This window comes from Coriobacteriia bacterium (assembly GCA_016649875.1).
GTDB lineage: Bacteria > Actinomycetota > Coriobacteriia > WRKU01 > JAENWW01 > JAENWW01.
The window spans coordinates 1-18,316 of the sequence record JAENWW010000008.1; the positions used below are offsets into that span (position 1 = coordinate 1).

General features: G+C 55.1%; 16 protein-coding genes. 11 read left to right on the top strand and 5 right to left on the bottom strand.

Annotated elements, in window-relative coordinates; translation table 11 throughout:
* The 4 genes from tnpA to JJE36_04195 all read left to right on the top strand — a co-directional run.
* Positions 1-381, top strand: a 381-nt coding sequence (gene tnpA / locus JJE36_04180; protein MBK5211493.1) for an IS200/IS605 family transposase, incomplete at its 5' end; no start/stop codon positions are given.
* Between the two features lie 207 nt (positions 382-588).
* Positions 589-1,752 carry an MFS transporter gene (locus tag JJE36_04185; protein MBK5211494.1) on the top strand — a complete coding sequence of 388 codons (1,164 nt, stop codon included), beginning with the start codon at positions 589-591 and terminating at the stop codon, positions 1,750-1,752.
* 158 nt (positions 1,753-1,910) lie between these two features.
* Positions 1,911-2,285, top strand: a complete 375-nt coding sequence (locus tag JJE36_04190; protein MBK5211495.1) for a NifB/NifX family molybdenum-iron cluster-binding protein — start codon at positions 1,911-1,913, stop codon at positions 2,283-2,285.
* Between the two features lie 77 nt (positions 2,286-2,362).
* Positions 2,363-2,830: a hypothetical protein gene (locus JJE36_04195; GenBank protein ID MBK5211496.1), complete on the top strand. Its 468-nt coding sequence runs from the start codon at positions 2,363-2,365 to the stop codon at positions 2,828-2,830.
* 114 nt (positions 2,831-2,944) lie between these two features.
* On the opposite strand, the gene JJE36_04200 is transcribed toward JJE36_04195, so the two are convergent.
* Both JJE36_04200 and sdaAA read right to left on the bottom strand, forming a co-directional pair.
* Positions 2,945-5,629 carry a calcium-translocating P-type ATPase, PMCA-type gene (locus tag JJE36_04200; protein MBK5211497.1) on the bottom strand — a complete coding sequence of 895 codons (2,685 nt, stop codon included), beginning with the start codon at positions 5,627-5,629 and terminating at the stop codon, positions 2,945-2,947.
* The gene (gene sdaAA / locus JJE36_04205) at positions 5,626-6,492 is read right to left on the bottom strand and encodes an L-serine ammonia-lyase, iron-sulfur-dependent, subunit alpha (GenBank protein ID MBK5211498.1); all 867 of its coding nucleotides are present in this window, start codon (positions 6,490-6,492) and stop codon (positions 5,626-5,628) included. The genes JJE36_04200 and sdaAA overlap by 4 nt, the downstream gene beginning before the upstream one ends.
* Positions 6,493-6,669: 177 nt before the next feature.
* On the opposite strand from sdaAA, the gene JJE36_04210 reads away from it, so the two are divergent.
* The 3 genes from JJE36_04210 (at position 6,670) to JJE36_04220 (ending at position 9,063) form a co-directional block, all read left to right on the top strand.
* Complete coding sequence (locus JJE36_04210) at positions 6,670-6,933, top strand: ferrous iron transport protein A (GenBank protein MBK5211499.1); 264 nt, start codon at positions 6,670-6,672, stop codon at positions 6,931-6,933.
* A gap of 76 nt (positions 6,934-7,009) precedes the next feature.
* Entirely contained in the window at positions 7,010-8,866 is a 1,857-nt protein-coding gene (gene feoB, locus JJE36_04215; GenBank protein ID MBK5211500.1) for a ferrous iron transport protein B, read from the top strand.
* Between the two features lie 11 nt (positions 8,867-8,877).
* Positions 8,878-9,063 (top strand): hypothetical protein, encoded by a 186-nt coding sequence (locus JJE36_04220; GenBank protein ID MBK5211501.1) that lies wholly within the window; start codon positions 8,878-8,880, stop codon positions 9,061-9,063.
* On the opposite strand, the gene sdaAB is transcribed toward JJE36_04220, so the two are convergent.
* A complete protein-coding gene (sdaAB, locus tag JJE36_04225; protein ID MBK5211502.1) occupies positions 9,045-9,761 on the bottom strand; it encodes an L-serine ammonia-lyase, iron-sulfur-dependent subunit beta in 717 nt (238 codons plus the stop codon). The two genes, JJE36_04220 and sdaAB, sit on opposite strands and share 19 nt — an antisense overlap.
* Positions 9,762-9,903: 142 nt before the next feature.
* Here sdaAB and JJE36_04230 point away from each other — a divergent pair, with 142 nt between their 5' ends.
* Together JJE36_04230 and JJE36_04235 are read left to right on the top strand one after the other, a co-directional pair.
* Entirely contained in the window at positions 9,904-10,470 is a 567-nt protein-coding gene (locus JJE36_04230; GenBank protein ID MBK5211503.1) for a hypothetical protein, read from the top strand.
* 112 nt (positions 10,471-10,582) lie between these two features.
* Complete coding sequence (locus JJE36_04235) at positions 10,583-13,492, top strand: hypothetical protein (protein MBK5211504.1); 2,910 nt, start codon at positions 10,583-10,585, stop codon at positions 13,490-13,492.
* Here the strand turns inward: JJE36_04235 and JJE36_04240 are convergent.
* Positions 13,452-14,408: a WYL domain-containing protein gene (locus JJE36_04240; protein ID MBK5211505.1), complete on the bottom strand. Its 957-nt coding sequence runs from the start codon at positions 14,406-14,408 to the stop codon at positions 13,452-13,454. The genes JJE36_04235 and JJE36_04240 overlap by 41 nt on opposite strands.
* Positions 14,401-15,381 carry a WYL domain-containing protein gene (locus JJE36_04245; GenBank protein MBK5211506.1) on the bottom strand — a complete coding sequence of 327 codons (981 nt, stop codon included), beginning with the start codon at positions 15,379-15,381 and terminating at the stop codon, positions 14,401-14,403. The genes JJE36_04240 and JJE36_04245 overlap by 8 nt, the downstream gene beginning before the upstream one ends.
* Before the next feature lie 107 nt (positions 15,382-15,488).
* Between JJE36_04245 and JJE36_04250 the strand changes: the two genes are divergently transcribed.
* Together JJE36_04250 and JJE36_04255 are read left to right on the top strand one after the other, a co-directional pair.
* Positions 15,489-16,367 (top strand): hypothetical protein, encoded by an 879-nt coding sequence (locus JJE36_04250; GenBank protein MBK5211507.1) that lies wholly within the window; start codon positions 15,489-15,491, stop codon positions 16,365-16,367.
* A 27-nt stretch (positions 16,368-16,394) separates the two neighbouring features.
* Positions 16,395-18,314 (top strand): hypothetical protein, encoded by a 1,920-nt coding sequence (locus JJE36_04255; GenBank protein ID MBK5211508.1) that lies wholly within the window; start codon positions 16,395-16,397, stop codon positions 18,312-18,314.
* Positions 18,315-18,316 lie beyond the last annotated feature (2 nt).

Here is an 18,316-nt window from a genome sequence, read left to right on the forward strand (position 1 = left end):
CACTGTGTTTTCAAGATGCATGTTCATTTGGTTTTTGTGACTAAATATCGACAACATGTTTTCGACGATGATGCGATTGATCGGCTCCGGGTGATGTTTTCAAGCATCTGTACTGACTTTGAGGCTACGCTTGTTGAAATGAATGGAGAACATGATCACGTTCACCTTCTCATTGAGTATCCGCCGAAAATGGCTGTTGCTATGCTGGTGAATAGTCTAAAAGGTGTTTCAAGCCGTTTGCTCCGCAAGCAAAGACCAGACATTGAAAAGCGGTACTGGAAGAATACGCTATGGAGCCCATCATATTTTGCTGCCTCCTGCGGCGGTGCGCCGATATCCATTATTCAGAAGTATGTAGAACAGCAGCAGACATCAGACTAAGACCTTTGCTCTACATCCCCGCCCTGAACGACGGGGCTTTTCGCAAATTATCTGATAAAGCCGAATAAACAAGCAGAGCGAAACGGAAATCCAAGAGTAGGGAAGAACATTCGGATCGTTTAACGGGCAGACGGACACGGCAGTTGCGTTTGCCCGTTTTTAGCGTTAGACTATTTCGATAATGTTCGAACTAATGAGGAGAAAAAGATGTCATCTAAACGTGTTGTAACACTCTTGGGCTTGGCGGGGTTCATCGTCATGGCGGACAACTGGGTCGTCTCTCCGCTTCTTCCCGCCATATCGAAAGGGATCGGTGTTTCGACGGTTTCGGCCGGTATTCTTGTCACCGCCTACATGTTGCCCTTCGGCATTTTTCAGCTCCTGTTCGGCCCGTTGGCCGACAGATTCGGTAAGGTGCGCGTGATTTTGGCCACCTTTACCATATTCACCGTCGCCACGGCGCTTTGTGCGCTTGGCGCCAACTTGACGAGCCTTGCGCTTTTCAGGATGTTGACGGGCATTTTCGCAGCGGCGACCATGCCGATTTCACTGGCTCTAATCGCCGATATCGTTCCGATGGAAGGCCGCCAGAAGGCGATCGGATCCTTTATGGGAATCTCGTTTCTCGGACAAGCCCTGTCCATGGGGATCGGCGGTGCCATCGCCTACGCGTTCGATTGGCGCGGCGTGTTTATCGTCTACGGCATCGTCGCGGCTTTCGTGGCAGTTGCTCTTTGGCGCATGCTTCCAGCCGCAGTCGGCGAGCACGAGAAGAGAAACCCCAACTCGCCCATGCTCAAACCGTATCTTTTATTGCTCGGCAACGGTGCCAGTCTGAGAACCTACCTCACCATATTTTTCGAGGGCATTTTCTTGCTCGGAAGTTTCAGCTACCTGGGAGCGGTGCTCTCGGAGCGTTTTAATTTGTCGTTTCTTCTCATCGGCGCGGTTATGACCGCATTCGGTGTGGCCGCTTTGATAGCAGGACGAGTGAGCAACAAAATCGTGGGTCGCATCGGGCACGTTCCCACCGTTGTGTTCGGTCTGGTGTTTATGGCTGTTGCCGACGGAATCGTGTGGACCGGCGGCAAGAGCCTTCTGCTTACGGCGATCGGCGTGTTTTTGCTCGGATTCGGCTTCATGACCACGCACGCCACCCTCTTGACCATCGCGACCGGATTTGCCGAGAAAGCACGCGGAGCGGCGATGTCGCTTGCTCCTTTCGCCCTCATGTTGGGCGGTGCGATCGGCACTCAAATCGCCGGACGGGTTATCGTGGCGACGTCCTATTCGACGATGTATGCGGCATTCGGCGTGGGGCTTGTAGTTCTCGCCCTCTTCGCCTCACGAGCCATTAAGTTTAAGGTGTAGGCGACCGGACGAAGCGTGGCCCTGTCGCCACGAAACATATGTGTCAAACTTATCACGTGAAAAGCTATATTTATGTTTTCCTAAATGTTTCGAAGTGATATGCTGTCAAAAATCAGGACCGATCCATTGATATCAAACGACTGAAAAAGGAGCACGATATGGCAGACACAATGAAGCTTGCAGTTCCGACGAATGGCGAGGGCGGACTTGAGGGCGAACGCTCCGAGCACTTCGGACATTGCGATTGCTTTACGCTCGTCGATATCGAAGACGGGAAAATAGCGGGCGTTGCGATTCTTCAAAACCCCGCGCATGAAGAGGGCGGATGTCTGCGTCCCGTCGGGTTGCTTTCAGAAGCCGGTGTGACTGCGATTATCGCTGCGGGAATGGGAGGCCGACCGCTTGCGGGTTTTCAAGACGCCGGAATCAAAGTGTATTTTGAGAATCAAACGCCCGGTATCGCCGCAACCGTCGATAAAGTATTGGCAGAAGAACTCCCCGTCATGTCAGCCGACAATGCCTGCCATCACTAATCTGTGAATTGAGCGTGTATTTATGAGTTGCTACTGTTGGAATAGGTATATTCTGGGTAAATAGAAGCACATGAAGCATGGCGAGTAGAAAGGTCGGAATGATGGGCTATTCAAATGGCTTGGACTCGTATTCGCAGACGGTTCCGAACTCCGAGTTAAATCAAATTTTCAGTGTGCTCGGCGGATTCTTCGCTTGTTTTACCGTCTTGTACCTCGCAGCGGTCATATTTCAAATCTGGTTGTATTATCGCGTGTTTTTCCGAGCGGGGTACAGCGGTTGGATGGGTCTGCTGAGCTTTATCCCGGGCGTCGGTCCGTTGGTATGCTTGCTCGTGCTCGCATTCGATACGTGGCCGCGCGATCGTAAGCCGTTTGTTCCCGCGACACAAATGCCGATATATAAGCCGCCTGTTGCCCCTGTCGCTCCGACTCCGACCGTGGAGGAGCCCGTCGTGGAGCCGATTGTAGAACCGGTCACCGCTCCGACTCCGACCGTGGAGGAGCCGACCGAACCGGTCGCGCCGATTCCTCCGAAAGAGGGGTAGTACTGAAAACGAGTTACGCCTTACTTTCTTCTTAAGTAGGTTGCAGAAAGAGAAACCGCCCGACGTTGATTCGCCGGGCGGTTTCTTGTCGCAAGGAGGATGGGGAATAAGCGGTCAGTCTTTCTTGAGGCGTGCTCCGATTACCTTGCTGACATCGATGACGAAGATGCTCATCAGCGTCACTCCGACGACTGCGATCCAGTCGGCTGCGTTCAGCGGCACGACGCGGAAGAGTTTCTCGGTTCCGGGGGCGTAAATCAACAACAGCTGGAAAATGATCGAACCGGTGATGGCTCCGAGCAGCCATTTATTCTTGAGGCTTTCAATCGAGAAGATGGTGTTGCTTTCGCTGCGGAACGTCATCGTGTGCAACAGTTGGCTGAGCACAAGCGTGGTGAAAAGCATCGTGCGCGATGCCGCGTCGCTCGCACCGAGACGCGGAGCGATCACATAGCCTAAGATCAGCGGGAAAATCGAGAGGATGAACCCCTGCCACGCGATTTGGAACCAACGCGCGCCGGTTAGAATCGGCTCGGCCGCATTGCGCGGTTTGCGCCCCATGATGCCTTTTTCTGCCGGATCGACTCCGAGGGCGAGCGCCGGCAGGCCGTCGGTTATCAGGTTGATCCACAGGATTTGGAGCGGCAGCAGTGCAGCGCTCGGAGAGAAGAACGAGGTCAGCGAAATGATGACGACTTCTGAAATGTTGCAGGAGAGCAGAAACAAGATGACTTTCTTGAGGTTGTCGAATACGGAGCGCCCTTCTTCGACCGCCTCCACGATGGTGGCGAAGTTATCGTCGGCGAGCACCATATCGGCCGCCTCGCGCGTGACGTCGGTTCCCACCATGCCCATCGCGATACCGATGTCGGCTCGTTTGAGCGCGGGGGCGTCGTTGACACCGTCGCCGGTCATGGCCACGATGTGACCGCGATTTTTGAGCGCATCGACGATGCGGAGCTTGTGTTCGGGATTCACGCGCGCATAGACGCGGATATTTTCGACGCGGTTGCGCAACTCCTCATCACTCATTCCTTCGATCTCGGGACCGCTCACCACGGTGCCGCCTTCATCCAGAATGCCGATCTCTTCGGCGATTGCGCGCGCGGTCAGGGCATGGTCGCCGGTGACCATCGCGACTTTGATGCCCGCGGAGTGCGCAAGAGCGATCGAGGCGGGGACTTCGGGACGTGCGGGGTCTTGCAACCCGATGATTCCCAGGTAGGTCAGGCCACTCTCGATGGCCGCGAAGTCGTCGGTGTTCGCACCGTCGGGCAGCTCGCGGATCGCGAAAGCGAGCGTGCGAAATCCCGTTGCGGCGAATTCCGCGTTCTTCTCGGCGATTTTCGAGCGGATCTCTTCGGTGAGCTCGACCGTCTCACCGTCGATGAGCGCATGTGTACAGTGCGGAACGGTGGTGTCCGTGCCGCCTTTGACGAACGCGTAGAGGCTGTCGTTTCGATACGAATGAACGGTGGTCATCCGTTTGCGTTCCGAGTCGAACGGTATCTCATCGATACGCGGAGGAACTTCGAGCCCCGGCATGAGTTTTTGGGCGGCATCGACGAGCGCGGTTTCAGTCGGATCGCCGACCAACTCGCCGGCTGCGGTGTAGTGGGCGTCGTTGCAGGAAAGGCCGACGAGCAGCATCGTGCGCAGTCCTTGGGAGTCGAGCTCGTGACCGGCATCGAGCTTGATTTCGCCGTGCTCTATTTTCGCCGAATCGAGGCCGACCAGCAGGCGGCGGGCGCTCATCTTATTGAGCGTGAGCGTGCCGGTCTTATCCGAACAGATGAAGTCGGTCGAACCGAGCGTTTCGACGGCGTGGAGTTTTTTGACGATGGCGTTCTTGTCGGCCATGCGGCGTACGCCGAGCGAGAGCGCGACGGTCACGATCGCCGGCAACCCTTCCGGGATCGCGGCCACGGCCAGTGAGACGGCGACGAGCATTCCCGCGGTGACGACTTCTCGAGTGATCGGTCCGCCACCGACGAAGAGCTCCTCTATGAAGACGAGCACGGCGATGATGAGCACGGCCACGGCGACGCGCTTGCCGACGCGGTCGAGTTCGACTTGAATCGGTGTTTGGTCCTCGATCGTGTTGTTGAGCATGGTGGCGATTTTGCCCATTTCGGTATGCGTGCCCGTCTCTACGACGACGCCTTTGCCGCGTCCGACCGAGACTGCAGTACCGCTGAACACGACGTTCCGCATGTCTCCGAGCGGTATCGCCTCGCCGTCGACGGGATCGACGGTTTTGCGCACGGCCTCGCTCTCACCGGTCAGCGCGCTTTCGATGGTGCGAAGCGCCCCGACTTCTATCAAGCGAGCATCGGCCGGCACCGTGTCACCCGACTCGAGCAATATGATATCGCCGGGGACGAGGGTGACGGTGTCGATTTCTTGCTCGACGCCGTCGCGGATGACCGTCGCCGTGGGTGCCGACATCTCCTTGAGTGCCGCAAGCGCTTCCTCGGCGCGATATTCCTGGACGAAACCGAGCACGCCGTTCAGCAAGAGGATGGTCAAAATCGCAACCGTCTCAGGAATTTGCCCCTCGAACGCCGAGATGATGACGGCGACTATCAAGACGTAGATGGTGAAATCCTGAAACTGGGAGAGGAACACCTTCCATTTCGGCGTTTTCACCTCTTCTGCGAGTTTGTTGGGACCGTATTGTGCCAAGCGGGCATGTGCGACCTCGTCGGTCAGCCCGTTTTCGGGGTCGGTGGCAAGCGTTTCGATGCAGTCCTCGCTCATCGAAGAACACCACGGTGACGTTTGAGAATCGAAACTCATAACGTATTCCTTTTCGAAATATCGAGACCGGTCGGCGTGATCGCCAAGCCTCCGCGTGCGGTTTCACGCAAGTTGGGGGAGATTGCGGCACCGACTCGTGCTGCCGCGCCCACTACTTCGTCGAGCGGAATGGGGAATACCACGCCGGCAAGGGCCATTTCGGCGCCGGCGAGGGCTACGGCGGCTCCGGTCGCATTGCGCACGACGCAGGGGATCTCGACGAGTCCGGCCACCGGGTCGCACACAAGGCCGAGCAGTCCTTGCATGGCGAGAGACGCCGCATGTCCGACTTGCTCGGGGTTGCCTCCCAAAAGAGAGGTGACGGCGCCGGCCGCCATGGAGGCACCGGTACCGATTTCTGCTTGGCAACCGCCGGCTGCGCCCGAGAGCGTGGCGCGCGCGGCGAATACGCCGCCGATTCCGGCGCTCACGAACAGGGCATCGATGATCTCATCGTCTGATTTTCCGTACTCTGCGGCGACCGAAAGCAGTACGCCGGGGACTACGCCCGAAGCTCCTGCGGTCGGGGCTGCCACGATGCGGCCCATGGCGGCGTTGACCTCCGCGGTAGCAACCGCCGAACCCAGCGCCCGGGCGAACAGTCCACCCAAGGGACGTGTTCGATCGCGCGTGTCGAGAAGACGGGCGCCGTCTCCGCCGGTCAGTCCGGTGCGAGATTTTATGGTGGGGTTTGAGCCCTCGGCGATCGCTTCGCGCATGACTTTGAGGGTTTGTGCCATGTGCGCCCGCACTTCATCCGTCGTTGTGCCACTTTCGAGGGCTTCGAGTTCGAGGATGGCTTTTGCAAGCGAGCCTTGTTCCTCCGCGGCTTTGAGAAGCCCGGAAAAGGATGCGTATGCCATATAATTTCCCTTTCGGTTTAATGTTGAAATAATACCTTATTTAATACCTTATACCAACTTGCGCAATGCGCGAAGGTACGGTATAGTTAATCAGGAATTAGCACAAACTAATTATTTGGACGGTCGGCGATGAGACACGTCGAGCAGCCGACTTTGTTTATTGAGGAGGGACTTACGATGAAGCCACTTACCCTTGATTGCACACGTATAGGAGACCGCGTCGAGATTGTCTCGGTCGACGATGCTCATGCTCGCATCCAGGCCTTGCGTTTCGGGATCAATCCGGGAGCAGTCGTCACCATAGCCGGTCGTGTCCCCGCAGGTCCGATCGTCGTCAAGAGCGGTTATCAGGAGATAGCGATCGGTCGTCCCCTCGCACGGAAGATACAGGTGAAGGAGTATCGGCACAAGCCGACGTATGCGGCCGCGCCGAACGAATGAAAGGCGAGCGTTTCGTAGCCGTTTCCACATACGTGGGGGCGGTTATTTTTAACGAAAATCAAAAGGAGAAGAAGTAGTGCCTCAGCAACATCGAACATATACGCATGAAACGATCGTGTTGGCCGGTAACCCCAATGTGGGAAAATCGGTCGTGTTCGGTGCGCTCACCGATACGTATGCGGCGGTGAGCAACTTTCCGGGTACGACGGTCGAAATACTGGAGGATTCATACCGCGGAGGAACGCTCATCGACAGTCCGGGTGTCTACGGTGTGTCGAACCTGAGCACCGAGGAACAGGTGACGCGCGATGTGTTGTTGAGGGCCGATAAGGTCGTCGACGTCATCGATGGCACACACCTCGAACGTGACTTGTTCTTCACGTTGCAACTCATCGATATGGGTTTGCCACTCGTCATATTCGTCAACATGATGGACGAGGCGGCCAAAAACGGCATACATATCGACTTCGATCTTATGAGCGATCTTCTCGGCGTGCCGGTGTTTTTCGGCAGTGCGCAAAACAAAGAGGGAATCGACGAGCTCGAAGAGGGTATCGCCGCCGCTCGTCCGGGTATCGTGATGAATTCTTTGAAAGGCCGGTTCGCCAAACTGGTTGAAAGCGGAATCGATGCGACGCAGGCGCAGATGTGTCTCGCATTCGAAGGTGACGTCGAAATCGCCGAAAGGGCGGGACTTGCCGCCGCGACCGACAGCGATGCGCAGGAGAACATCTATATCGAGCGTCGCGACCGCGTCAACGATATCGTCGGGCACATCATGACAACTTCCACCGAAGGCGCCAACTGGCAGACCAAGCTCTCGGCGGCCATGATGCATCCGATCACCGGCATTCCCCTGATGCTTGCGCTGTTCGTGTTCATCTGGGTGGTAATCGGGCAAGGCATAGGTGTGTGGGTGGTGGGATTCCTCGAAAAAGGCATCATGAATCGCTACTGGGTGCCGCTCGTGCAGCATCTGTTCACTTCGGTGGGCTTGGGCGCCGGTTCGTTGCCCTATCAGTTCCTTGCCGGTGAGTTCGGCATATTCACCATGGTTCCCAGCTACATATTCGGTGTGATCTTGCCGCTCGTCGCCGCGTTTTATCTGCTTCTTTCTCTTTTGGAGGATTCCGGTTATCTGCCGCGTATCGCGGTATTGACCGATAAGCTTCTGTCGTTTTTCGGATTGAACGGGCGCGCGATCATTCCCCTGATTCTCGGCTTCGGCTGTGTGACGATGGGAACGCTGACGACGCGTGTTTTGACCAGCAAACGTGAGCGTATGATCGCCACGGCGTTGATGGCGATCGCCGTGCCGTGTTCCGCGCAGATTGCGGCCATCGCGGCCATGATGGGACGTACGCCGATTATTTACTCGGCGATTTTCGTCGTCTTTCTGCTTATGGTTTTCGGCGTGGTCGGTACGGCACTCAACAAAATGATGCCCGGGGAGTCGACGGATCTTCTCATCGATCTGCCGCCGTTGCGTATTCCGCAGACGATCAACGTTTTGAAAAAGACGTCGCACAAGGTATACGGATTTCTGACTGAAATAGTCAAATTTTTCGCCGCCGGATCGCTCATTATCACGCTGTTGCAGGTCACCGGTGCACTCGGTTGGATTATCAACGCGGCATCTCCGTTGGTCGTGGGCTGGATGGGTCTGCCTGCGAAGGCGGCCACCGCGTTCGTGATGGGATTCATCCGTCGTGACTTCGCCGCCGCCGGGTTCTTCTCGATGAATCTGACGAACGGGCAACTCCTGGTGGCCATGTCGACCATCACGCTGTTCGTTCCCTGTATCGCAAGCGCCATCGTGATACTCAAAGAGCGCGGGGTATTGTATTTCTTGACATTGTTCATCACCACCACGACGCTTGCGTTCGGCCTCGGCGGCGTGATGATGCACATTTTGACCGCTGTCGGTCTTTAGGAGGTGCGAAGATGGGTTTGAATCCGGTATGCCCCGAATGCGGGTTTGAAAGTAGCGATGTGCGGTGTCCCCGGTGCAATACTTTGAAAGTCATCGGCTGCACCGGCTCGTGTTGGGCGTGCGGCAATCAGCCGGCGTGTCAAAAACGCATTCTGGAGGCACCTGCGCCGAAAAAGCGTCAGACTGAGGGAACGTAACGCACGTTGTGAACTTGTGTTTGTTGGAGGATCCGCCGCAGCGTGGTGGCGTCGGGACGACCGTCCGTTTCAATGAGCATGAGTGCTCGGGCTCCGCGCATTTCGCGTGACACGTTCATCGCCGCGATGTTGATGTGCGCGTCGGTCAGAATTCCGCTTACCGCATAAATGACACCGGGCTGGTCCGAGTGATCGACGACCAGCAGAGGCAACTCACCGGTTGCGTGTACGGAGAAATCGTCGATTCGGGTGACGATGACGTTTCCTCCTCCGATCGAGGAACCACGAATCATCATGGGTCTCACGATGCCGGGCGCATCCGATTCCGCGCTCGGTGGGCAATCGGGGTTTTTACGGGGAGACAGATTGAAAACGGCCGTGTTTGGGTGCGCTTCTTCGAGTTCGATTTCGGTGAAACAAAACGACAGCCCTTCCTCCTTTGCCAGGGAAAACGAGTGAGGAATGCGCGTGTCGTCGGGAGCCATGCCGAGGAGTCCGGCAATCAACGCGAGCTTGGTGCCGTGGCCTTCTCCGGTGGCGGCGAAAGAACCGTGGAGTCCGATGTCGGCCTTTCCGGGGAGCTCACCGAAAATCGCGCGGGCGAGTGCGCCGAGGCGTACGGCACCTGCGGTGTGGCTGGAACTCGGGCCTATCATGGTGGGTCCGACTATATCGAAAATCGAGCGTGTGTTTGACATGTCCGTAATCTTAACATCTTGTCCGTTATATGAAAAACCTGCATAAGCACTTGCGGAACGAGGCGTTATCCTTAACAATACAGAAGGTACAAATAACTGTGTCGTAATGAGTACGGCGCATAGGGTGAAAGGGAATAATAAGATGAGCGAAACTGGTTCAGAGTCAAAGCAGAAGACGATTGTCATCGGCCTCGTCGTGGTCATCGTACTTCTCGCGGCTATCGTCGGGGTTTTGATTTGGCAAGGGACGAAGTCGAACACCACCGCCACGACGGCTACGACAGCGACGACCGCTACGGATACCGCTGCGAACTCCGCAAGCACGGCAATGCAAAGTTCGTTGGCGAATGCAGCGAGTTTCGATAAGAATACGGCGACACGCCTCGACAGCAAGACGACCCCGAATGATTGGGCCAAAGCTTACTACGACGCGTGCGATAGTAAGGATTGGAAAACTGCGTGGGAGCACCTTCCCGCCGCTAAAAAGGCTGCCACGACAGCCGATGCGCTCGACTCTCAGCTTTCAAGCTACGGCATCTCGGGGTATAAAATCGACGGTAGCAAGACGAACTCGAGCGGAGAGCTTGAGATCACCGTTACGCAGAGCACTGCTTCTTACGGAGACTTCACCAGCGTGTGGACGTTCGTGAAGGACGGTGGCTCATACCTCGTGAAGGATAAGGTCGTTTCAGGCATGGTCACGAACTAGTTCGTATCCGTCTCTACACAGCAGAATGAGCAACTTGAGGAGCCGCCCTGCAACGGGCGGTTTCTTCGTATAAAGGAGGGAGGAGTCCTGCCCTCGTGGTACTCTTTTATCTATGGAAAACGACCTGACATACGCGCAACAAGCGTTGCGAAAGCTGCTTCCGATCGACACCGAACCGGCTCTTTTCGAACTCTATGATTCCTTGGCGGAGCAAGCGCTTGAGCTTTCGTTCGGCATGGAGGACGAAGTCGTCTTGCTCGACCTGGAGACCATCGGTCTCAGACCGGTCCCAGGTGGCATCACCGAGGTCGCCCTCATGCGCATGAGGGGTCCCGAGGTGCTCGAGCGCTATTCGACACTCGTGAGGCCCCGTACATCCATCAGTTCGGAAATCACGGAGATCACCGGCATTTCCAATGAAATGGTCGCGGACGCACCGAGCATCGAAGAGGTGAAAGGTGCGGTGCTCGCCTTCATCGGTACCGCCGATGTCGTCGCCCATAACGCGCACTTCGATAAGAATTTCCTCGAGGCCTCTTTCGGGACCTTGCCGAATCGTTGGGTCGATACGGTCTTTTTGGCACAAGTAGGATTGCCGCGTTTGACACGCTACCGTCAAATCGGGCTCGCCGACTGGCTCAATCCCGATGCGGGGAAAAACGCCCATCGTGCGGCGGCCGACGTCGAAGTGCTCCGTTATGTGTGGCGTGCGAGCCTTTGTGGGATGTACGCTCTCGATTACGGGGTGCTCGAGGTCATTTCCGAGTTGCCGTATCAGCCGTCTGCTCTTGCCGGAGCCCACTGGATGAGACAAGTTCTCGGCAGCCGTTCCGATAGGTCCGAGAAATCGTTCAACTTGCGGACTTTGCGGGGCAGACAGGTCAAGGCGGACAGAGCCGAATCGCTTTATGACGCCTATGAGTTGCCCATGAAATTCAGCTATGAGGGCGACTTGATGGAGGCCGTCCGGCCGACGGGGAAATCGAAAAACAAACAAACCGAGCGTATGTATGCCGATTTCGAGATACGCCCGGCGCAAGACGAGATGGCGAATAAAATATACGACACCTTTCTACGCAGTCATTTTTTCACGGTCGAAGCCGGCACGGGAGTGGGAAAATCGCTTGCCTATTTGCTCCCTGCGGCGTTGATGGCTCTCGAAAACAATGTTTCCGTCGGCATCGCCACGAAGAGTAACAACCTCGCCGATCAGCTTTTGACGCGAGAGATTCCCCGACTCAATAAGATGTTGGGAAATAAACTTCGCTTTACCGCGGTCAAAGGATACGAAAACTATCTCTGTTTGCGCAAGCTCGACGTGGCGCTTCGCGACGGTGCGCTGAGCACGGAGGTCGCACACGTTTTTGCATGGGTGTCGCAATCCCCGTGGGGAGACGCGGCTCGCCTCGGAAGCGTTCGTGCCTACGAGCGTTCATTCATTGCGACGCAGGCCGAATGCACCAATAAACGTTGTCGCTACTATCCGAACTTGTGCTATTTGCACGGTGCGCGAAAGCGTGCTCAGAGTTCGCATCTCGTCGTCACCAACCACTCGCTTCTTTTCCGCGATGCCACCTCTCCGAGTCGCATCTTACCGCCTATCAGGTATTGGATCGTCGATGAGGCACACAACATCGAGCGTGAAGCGCGCAGCCAAACGGCGGTGACGGTAGAACCTCTCAGAATGCAAAATCTTTTCAGGCGAGCTACCGGAAACGGCGGTTTACTTTACCGTTTGAATAAGGCGATCGATAAGGTCGCCGGTGAGATGGGGGAGAAGTCCTCGATAGCTTCCACGCTCGCATTGCTCGAAAAAGGAGTCGCCGAAAGTACGAAACTGCTCGCATCATTCGAAAACGCCGCCGGAGACCTTGCGGAGCGGGCGAGCAGGCGTGATCGACTCTCCGAGATTTGGGTGAACACCGAGCTCAGGGATACCGCAGAGTGGGGTGTTGTCGTATCGACGGGACGTTCTCTCTACCGCAAGTTGGAAAAATTGATTGCGTGCGGTAATTTGCTGAGGGCGGAGATGACGCTTGAAGACGAAATCAAAGACGATGACCTCATCGCCGATTTTTCCGGTTTTATTTACGATGTCGGTTTTACGCTGACTGGATTGGGCGTTTTCATCGCCGAACCCGATGAAAACATGGTTTACTCCGTCAAACTGACTTCCGACCGGCATGTCCAGCGTCTTGTGGCGGCACCGCTTAAAGTGGGTCGAATTATCGTCGATGAGATTTATTCGAATGTGAACAGCCTCGTCTATACTTCCGCAACCATTGCGGAGGGGGATTCGTTCAAACATTTCAACGAAGCGGTCGGACTCGATTTAGTCGAAGAGTCACGTCTCGACGGCGCGGCCCTCTCTTCGAGTTTCGATCTGAAAAATCAGATGAAGATATTCGTGGTTTCCGATATGCCCGACCCCCGCGAGGCGAACTACCAACACGAACTCAGTATCTTTATGGAGCAAGTCCACATCGCGCTCGACGGCGGTGTGCTCACCCTGTTCACGAATAAGAAAGATATGCATGCGGTACACGAAAATGTGCATGTATCGCTCGGTAATAAAAACCTCGAAATTCTCATCCAGAAAGAAGGCTCTTCAAGCCTTGCGCTCGGCAAGCAGTTCGTCGAGGATGAGCGCCGTTCCCTTTTTGCGCTCCGCACATTTTGGGAGGGTTTCGACGCGCGCGGAGACACGCTGAAATGCGTGGTCATTCCCAAACTTCCCTTTGCTTCCCCGACGACGCCTCTTGCCGGTGAGCGGTTTGTGCGCGAGGGAACCTCGGCATGGGCCCGTCACGATCTGCCTGAGGCCATCATCGATTTGCGTCAGGCAATCGGTCGTTTGATTCGCTCGGCGAGCGATACGGGCTTCGTGATTTTGGCAGACTCGCGTCTCGTGACGAAAAATTACGGTAAGCGTGTGCTCAAGTCGCTCCCCGTCGAACCTATTATTTTACCGGCGGCAAAGATCATCGAAGAGCTTTCTGCAGAGAACGGGCAGTCTCTTTGACGTAAGCCCTCAGATGTTCTGGCGATTTGACGCTCACTTTTCCTCCGAAACCCATTACTTTTTTCGCTATCCAGTCATTACTGATGAGAGGAATCTCAATACGGATTCCCCCGTTTACAAGGTGCTTGGGTTCTGAGGCGAGCGGCCAATCGCGCGGAACGTATGATTGTGCGTCGGCAAAGACGAGCGTCGCATGTTTTCGGTGCTGTTCGACTTCTCGTCCGAGGGCATCGATCACGCTTTCGGGCGTGTCGAGATTATTTTTCCCCTTCGCCTTGTCGGAAAGCCATTGTATGCGGACATCGCTTATCCGATCGAGCTTAAACGTGCGAGTTTCATGTGCGCTGTGACAATAGCCGTGTATATACCAGCCATCCCGGTCATTGGTCATCCGGGCGACATCGGTGATACGTGTCGTCGATTCACCTTTGAGATTGCTGTAATCGATTTCTGCCGGAAGGGATGTCTGTAAGGCGAGCGCCAGCGCTTCGAATACGGAAAACGAGTGGCTGACGGGATGGATGAGAATGCGATGGCGTAAGAACTCCTCATTCCAAGTTCCGCCGAACGCCGCGTTGATTTTTTCAAAAAGAGGGTCGTCTTCGTCGATTCCCGCCATTTTAAGCGATAGTGCCAAAGCGAGCATTTGCTCATCGGCCAAACGAAGAGATTTGTTGAGACTGACAGGCGGGCGCAGGAGCCTCACGGTTCCATCGGCCTCGACCGTGATGTCGATATAGTATGGCCCGATGCCGCAATCCGCCAAGATCGCGAGATCTTTTTTCAGGAGTGTCGGGTTGCTCTTCGTAATTTTTGCGAGATCTTCGATATCGATGGCGGCGCCTGGCTTGAGCGCGCTGAGGATATCGATGATGACCGCCGCTCTCCAGCGGACATTTTTGGAGTTTCTATGCATGGGCGTTCACCACTCTTTCGAGATACGTCGTTCGTAAGTAGTCGGCTTCCGCAGATGACGCCTCGTCGAACATGAGATCTTCGGAGAGAACATATTCGCACAGGCGGTCGATATCGTTATAGGTGATCGACCACAGAGTCGAGCCGTCCGGTCGTGCGTCGAGCGAGCCGAAACCGGCCGTTATGTTTTCGACTCTGTGCGCACTCTCACTCGGGATGAGAACGGCTGCGCTTCGGCTGTCGTCCTCTCCCCACATGAACGGGGGCGTGCAGTATGTTGTGACATCGAATTGCTCGGGGGGAACAAACGTCGTATCGGATGTGACCGGGTTCGCGATGTTGGCAACTGAAAATGTTTTCGGTGATCGGCCGGTTTCGATATCTTCTGCGATGAGGTACCATTGCCCGCGAAACAAGTGCAGGCCGAGAGGCTTGACGGTGCGCAGTTTCGTATCTTTCTGAGGTTTTTTATAGGTGAACGTCACAAACGCGTTGTTTTTAATGGCTGCGAAAAGTTGTTCGAGAAAATGTTGCTGTCCGGCGGTGTTGTCATCGAGTGTCATGCGCGAAAGCGCCATGTAAGGATCTGCTTCTTCGAATTTTCCGGAAAGTTTCAGGAGGGCGAACCGTAACGCGAGCGGAAGAGGAAAGCTTTCCTCGGAACTCATGCTTTGCAATGCGACCGCCAGTGCTGCGGACTCCTCTTCGTTGAGTACGAGGTTCGAACAGGTGATGTCACTGAGATTTTCCGCGTAATTGCCATCGGAACCAAACGATATTTTGATGCCGGCGTCGCCTAAGAGCTCCCGGTCGCGCTGAAAATTTTTGGTCGCCGCCGCGGTGCTTTTTTCCGGATAGAACTTCTCATAAATTTCATCGGGAGTAAGCGATCTGCTCTCATAATCGAAAGTGAACGCTATCTCAAGGCACCGCATAAGTTGCCTATCGAATTTATCGAGTTGTTCCATGGCCACAAAACCTTCCTCATGGGAGTATGCTCTATAATTTAGTTTAACGTTAAAGTGAAAATGCTCGGCAAAATAAGGGTCCGCAATCGCCGAAGGGAGCAGGAGGCTCAAAAATGAAGCGTTCGTCTGCCGTCATATGCGTCGCAAGCGTTTTCGTTCTCGCCGCCGGTGCGCTCGTCGGCGTTTCCCTTGTCAGGAAACAGGACATCGAGTTCAAAACCACCACGGCAATCGGGCAAGTCGAACAAGCCGATAAAGTAATCGTCCGCATCGATGAGCTCTTGACGTCAGAAGCCGACGCTCATACGCCTGCGCGCATTGTGACGCTCGAAGAAGATATCGCCCCCGCAAAAACGCACCTTGCGCAGGCTTCTGCGGCAATGGAATACGTTAAAAAACACGGTTCGAAGAAACAAGCCGATAAGGCGCGTGCGATTCGCGCATCAATCGATATGCGTAACAATCTTTTGTCGATGTCACCGAGACTCCTCGAGGCGGATAGAACGGCGGCCACCTCCCTCATCGCTGCGGGAAGCAGTTGGGAATTTCTCAATGACGGAGTCACAAAGGCAAATCAGGCACTTCAAATATTCAGCACAACCGATAAGCGGGACATAAACGTGTCCAGAAATCTCAACAAAGAAGCCGAAAAATCGTTTATGAATGCGAAACGACGACTTCAAGAAGCGGAAACCGCGATGCCACAAGCTGATTTTTCGACGTATAGTCGCTATCTCGATACGCGTATCGCCATGTCGCAAGCAGCAAGCGATGCCGACGCATATTGGATGAAGAATAATCTCAAAGAGGCAAACAAAGCCATTGAGAATCACAATAAATTGAGCAAGAAGGCCGTCTCGATAGCGGATAATGAATTAAAGCCACTCAGTGAGATTATCGTGAAGGCATATGAGGAGCAAACGGGAACGTTTTCCGAACAGTATTTTGCCGCTCGCAAAAAAGTTGCTTTAATGGATAATCAGATTAGATAGGTTTATCAACGAAAAGGCGGGATAGCTATGAGCAACGTCGAAAGATATCTTCATGAGCTCGTCGAAAAAATCGGGCCTCGTCCGGTTACTTCGGATACGGAGCGGATGGCCGCCGAATGGATTGCCGATTCATTCCGAGAGCAGGGTTTGCCGACCGAAATGCAGGATTTCGAGACGAATCGCACGACGACTTGGTCGAATTTCATCTTTTGTTTCGTTGCGATTGCCTGCATCGTCGTACTCGGATTGCTTCGGAAACCTTCATGGATTGCATGGGCTTTATGGGCGATACTCGTCCTCGATGCCGTAGGTTTCCACATCGGTCTGAACGGCGGCCAAGCTCTTTCGAAAGTGCTGGCGAAAGGTCCGAGCCAAAACGTCATAGCTCGTTATGCACCGCAGACGCGCGGAAGTTCTACGCGCCGCAAAAAAGTCGTCGTCGTCGCACATTATGATTCGTTGCGGGTTTCTCCGCTGACGGAGAACTCACTTGCGTCGGTTTACGGCGTGCTTACTTCAATCAACAAATACCTTATTCGGATTTTACCGATTCTCGCTCTTTCAATGGTTCTCTCTTTTAAGTTTTTGCTATCGGCGCGTACAGAGGCGTGGTATGTCCTTCTCGTCATTTGTCTCGTACCGGCGCTTTTGGCGCTCGACCTGTTGGTTCGAGGTATAATCAAGCGCTTTTCGAGCGGAGCGAATAACAACGCATCGGGTGTGGCGGCACTCCTCGATATCGCCGGTTCGCTGACGGAAGGCAAGTCCGACCTCGGCGAAAACAGGAAACAATACACGCACGCGATGAACGCCGTCCAAAACGCATTCGACTATGATGTGCCTATGCAAAATCCGGCGGCGGGAGGCGGATATTCGCCCGGCCGAGAAGCTTCCGATTTCCCTCAAGATTTTTCGTGGTCGGAAGGAGAAACATTCGCCTCGAGTGAAGCTGCGGAACCTCAAGCATCCAGTCGCCTGCGAGCTGCACCGACGAGGCGTGAGTCGATCGACACGAATTTCTTGCAATTCGACACCATCGATTTCGCCGCCGTGCCGAATGCCGCCGTCAATCAACCGACGGTATCCTTCGCCCCGGTATCGAGCAGAGATGCCGGTGAGCTCGACGACAGGACGGAAATGCTTGGTCCCGACCTCATAGGCGATGGCCCGCAACCGGGCGGAGGGTTCGCCACTTTTGATGATAAGCCGTCCCTTTTTGCCCGTATTCGTTTGGGCTCGAAGAAGAAATCATCGAAAAAGCGCTCAGGAAAAAATGCGGAGTCGGCGGATTCCACCGATTGGCTCGGACTCGACGACGGTTTCGACGCACGTTCGGCCGGCAAAGAAATCGGTTCGTGGGATAACTTCGACGACGAAGGTGACGACGATGGGTTTACTTGGAAAGGGGGAGCCGCCAACGGTGATATCGTGGAGGATTCCGATTTCGCCGCCGAGCAGGCCGCTCGCATTCGTCGCAAAGTCACCGAAACTTTCGACATGCAACTCGATGAAAAAGAGCTTTGGTTCGTGGCGACCGGCGCTTACGGTGTCCACGGTTCCGGAATGAAGGCGTTTTTGGATGCCTACGGCTCCGAACTTCGCGATGCGCTCATCATCAATGTCGAGGCGGTCGGCGCCGGTTCGCTTCATTGGTATGTGCAAGAGGGGGCGGGAAGTTCGCATAAGGCAAGCGCACGCCTCGTAAGCCTCGCCAGGCGAGCTGCACGCTTGAGCGAGATACGTGCGAAAGCTGCAAAGACGAAAAATGCAACCACTGATGCAACCGTGGCACTCCAAGACGGTTATCGTGCCATCACCGTGACGCGCTTGGATCGAAACGGCTTGCCGGTGAATTGGCGTAGCATGGAAGATAATCTGCAAGGAGTGGATGTCGAACTTATCGATGAGGCCGTCAAGTTCGTGGCCACCATGGTTCGCGAGGCATAAAC

What these genes read in the sequence shown, in the direction of transcription:
- JJE36_04230 (MBK5211503.1), top strand. Translation starts at nt 9,904, where the DNA reads ATGAGCGAAACTGGTTCAGAGTCAAAGCAGAAGACGATTGTCATCGGC.
- JJE36_04210 (MBK5211499.1), top strand. Translation starts at nt 6,670, where the DNA reads ATGAAGCCACTTACCCTTGATTGCACACGTATAGGAGACCGCGTCGAG.
- sdaAB (MBK5211502.1), bottom strand. Translation starts at nt 9,761, where the DNA reads ATGTCAAACACACGCTCGATTTTCGATATAGTCGGACCCACCATGATA.
- sdaAA (MBK5211498.1), bottom strand. Translation starts at nt 6,492, where the DNA reads ATGGCATACGCATCCTTTTCCGGGCTTCTCAAAGCCGCGGAGGAACAA.
- JJE36_04240 (MBK5211505.1), bottom strand. Translation starts at nt 14,408, where the DNA reads ATGCATAGAAACTCCAAAAATGTCCGCTGGAGAGCGGCGGTCATCATC.
- JJE36_04250 (MBK5211507.1), top strand. Translation starts at nt 15,489, where the DNA reads ATGAAGCGTTCGTCTGCCGTCATATGCGTCGCAAGCGTTTTCGTTCTC.
- JJE36_04190 (MBK5211495.1), top strand. Translation starts at nt 1,911, where the DNA reads ATGGCAGACACAATGAAGCTTGCAGTTCCGACGAATGGCGAGGGCGGA.
- JJE36_04235 (MBK5211504.1), top strand. Translation starts at nt 10,583, where the DNA reads ATGGAAAACGACCTGACATACGCGCAACAAGCGTTGCGAAAGCTGCTT.
- JJE36_04255 (MBK5211508.1), top strand. Translation starts at nt 16,395, where the DNA reads ATGAGCAACGTCGAAAGATATCTTCATGAGCTCGTCGAAAAAATCGGG.
- JJE36_04220 (MBK5211501.1), top strand. Translation starts at nt 8,878, where the DNA reads ATGGGTTTGAATCCGGTATGCCCCGAATGCGGGTTTGAAAGTAGCGAT.
- JJE36_04195 (MBK5211496.1), top strand. Translation starts at nt 2,363, where the DNA reads ATGGCGAGTAGAAAGGTCGGAATGATGGGCTATTCAAATGGCTTGGAC.
- JJE36_04200 (MBK5211497.1), bottom strand. Translation starts at nt 5,629, where the DNA reads ATGAGTTTCGATTCTCAAACGTCACCGTGGTGTTCTTCGATGAGCGAG.
- JJE36_04185 (MBK5211494.1), top strand. Translation starts at nt 589, where the DNA reads ATGTCATCTAAACGTGTTGTAACACTCTTGGGCTTGGCGGGGTTCATC.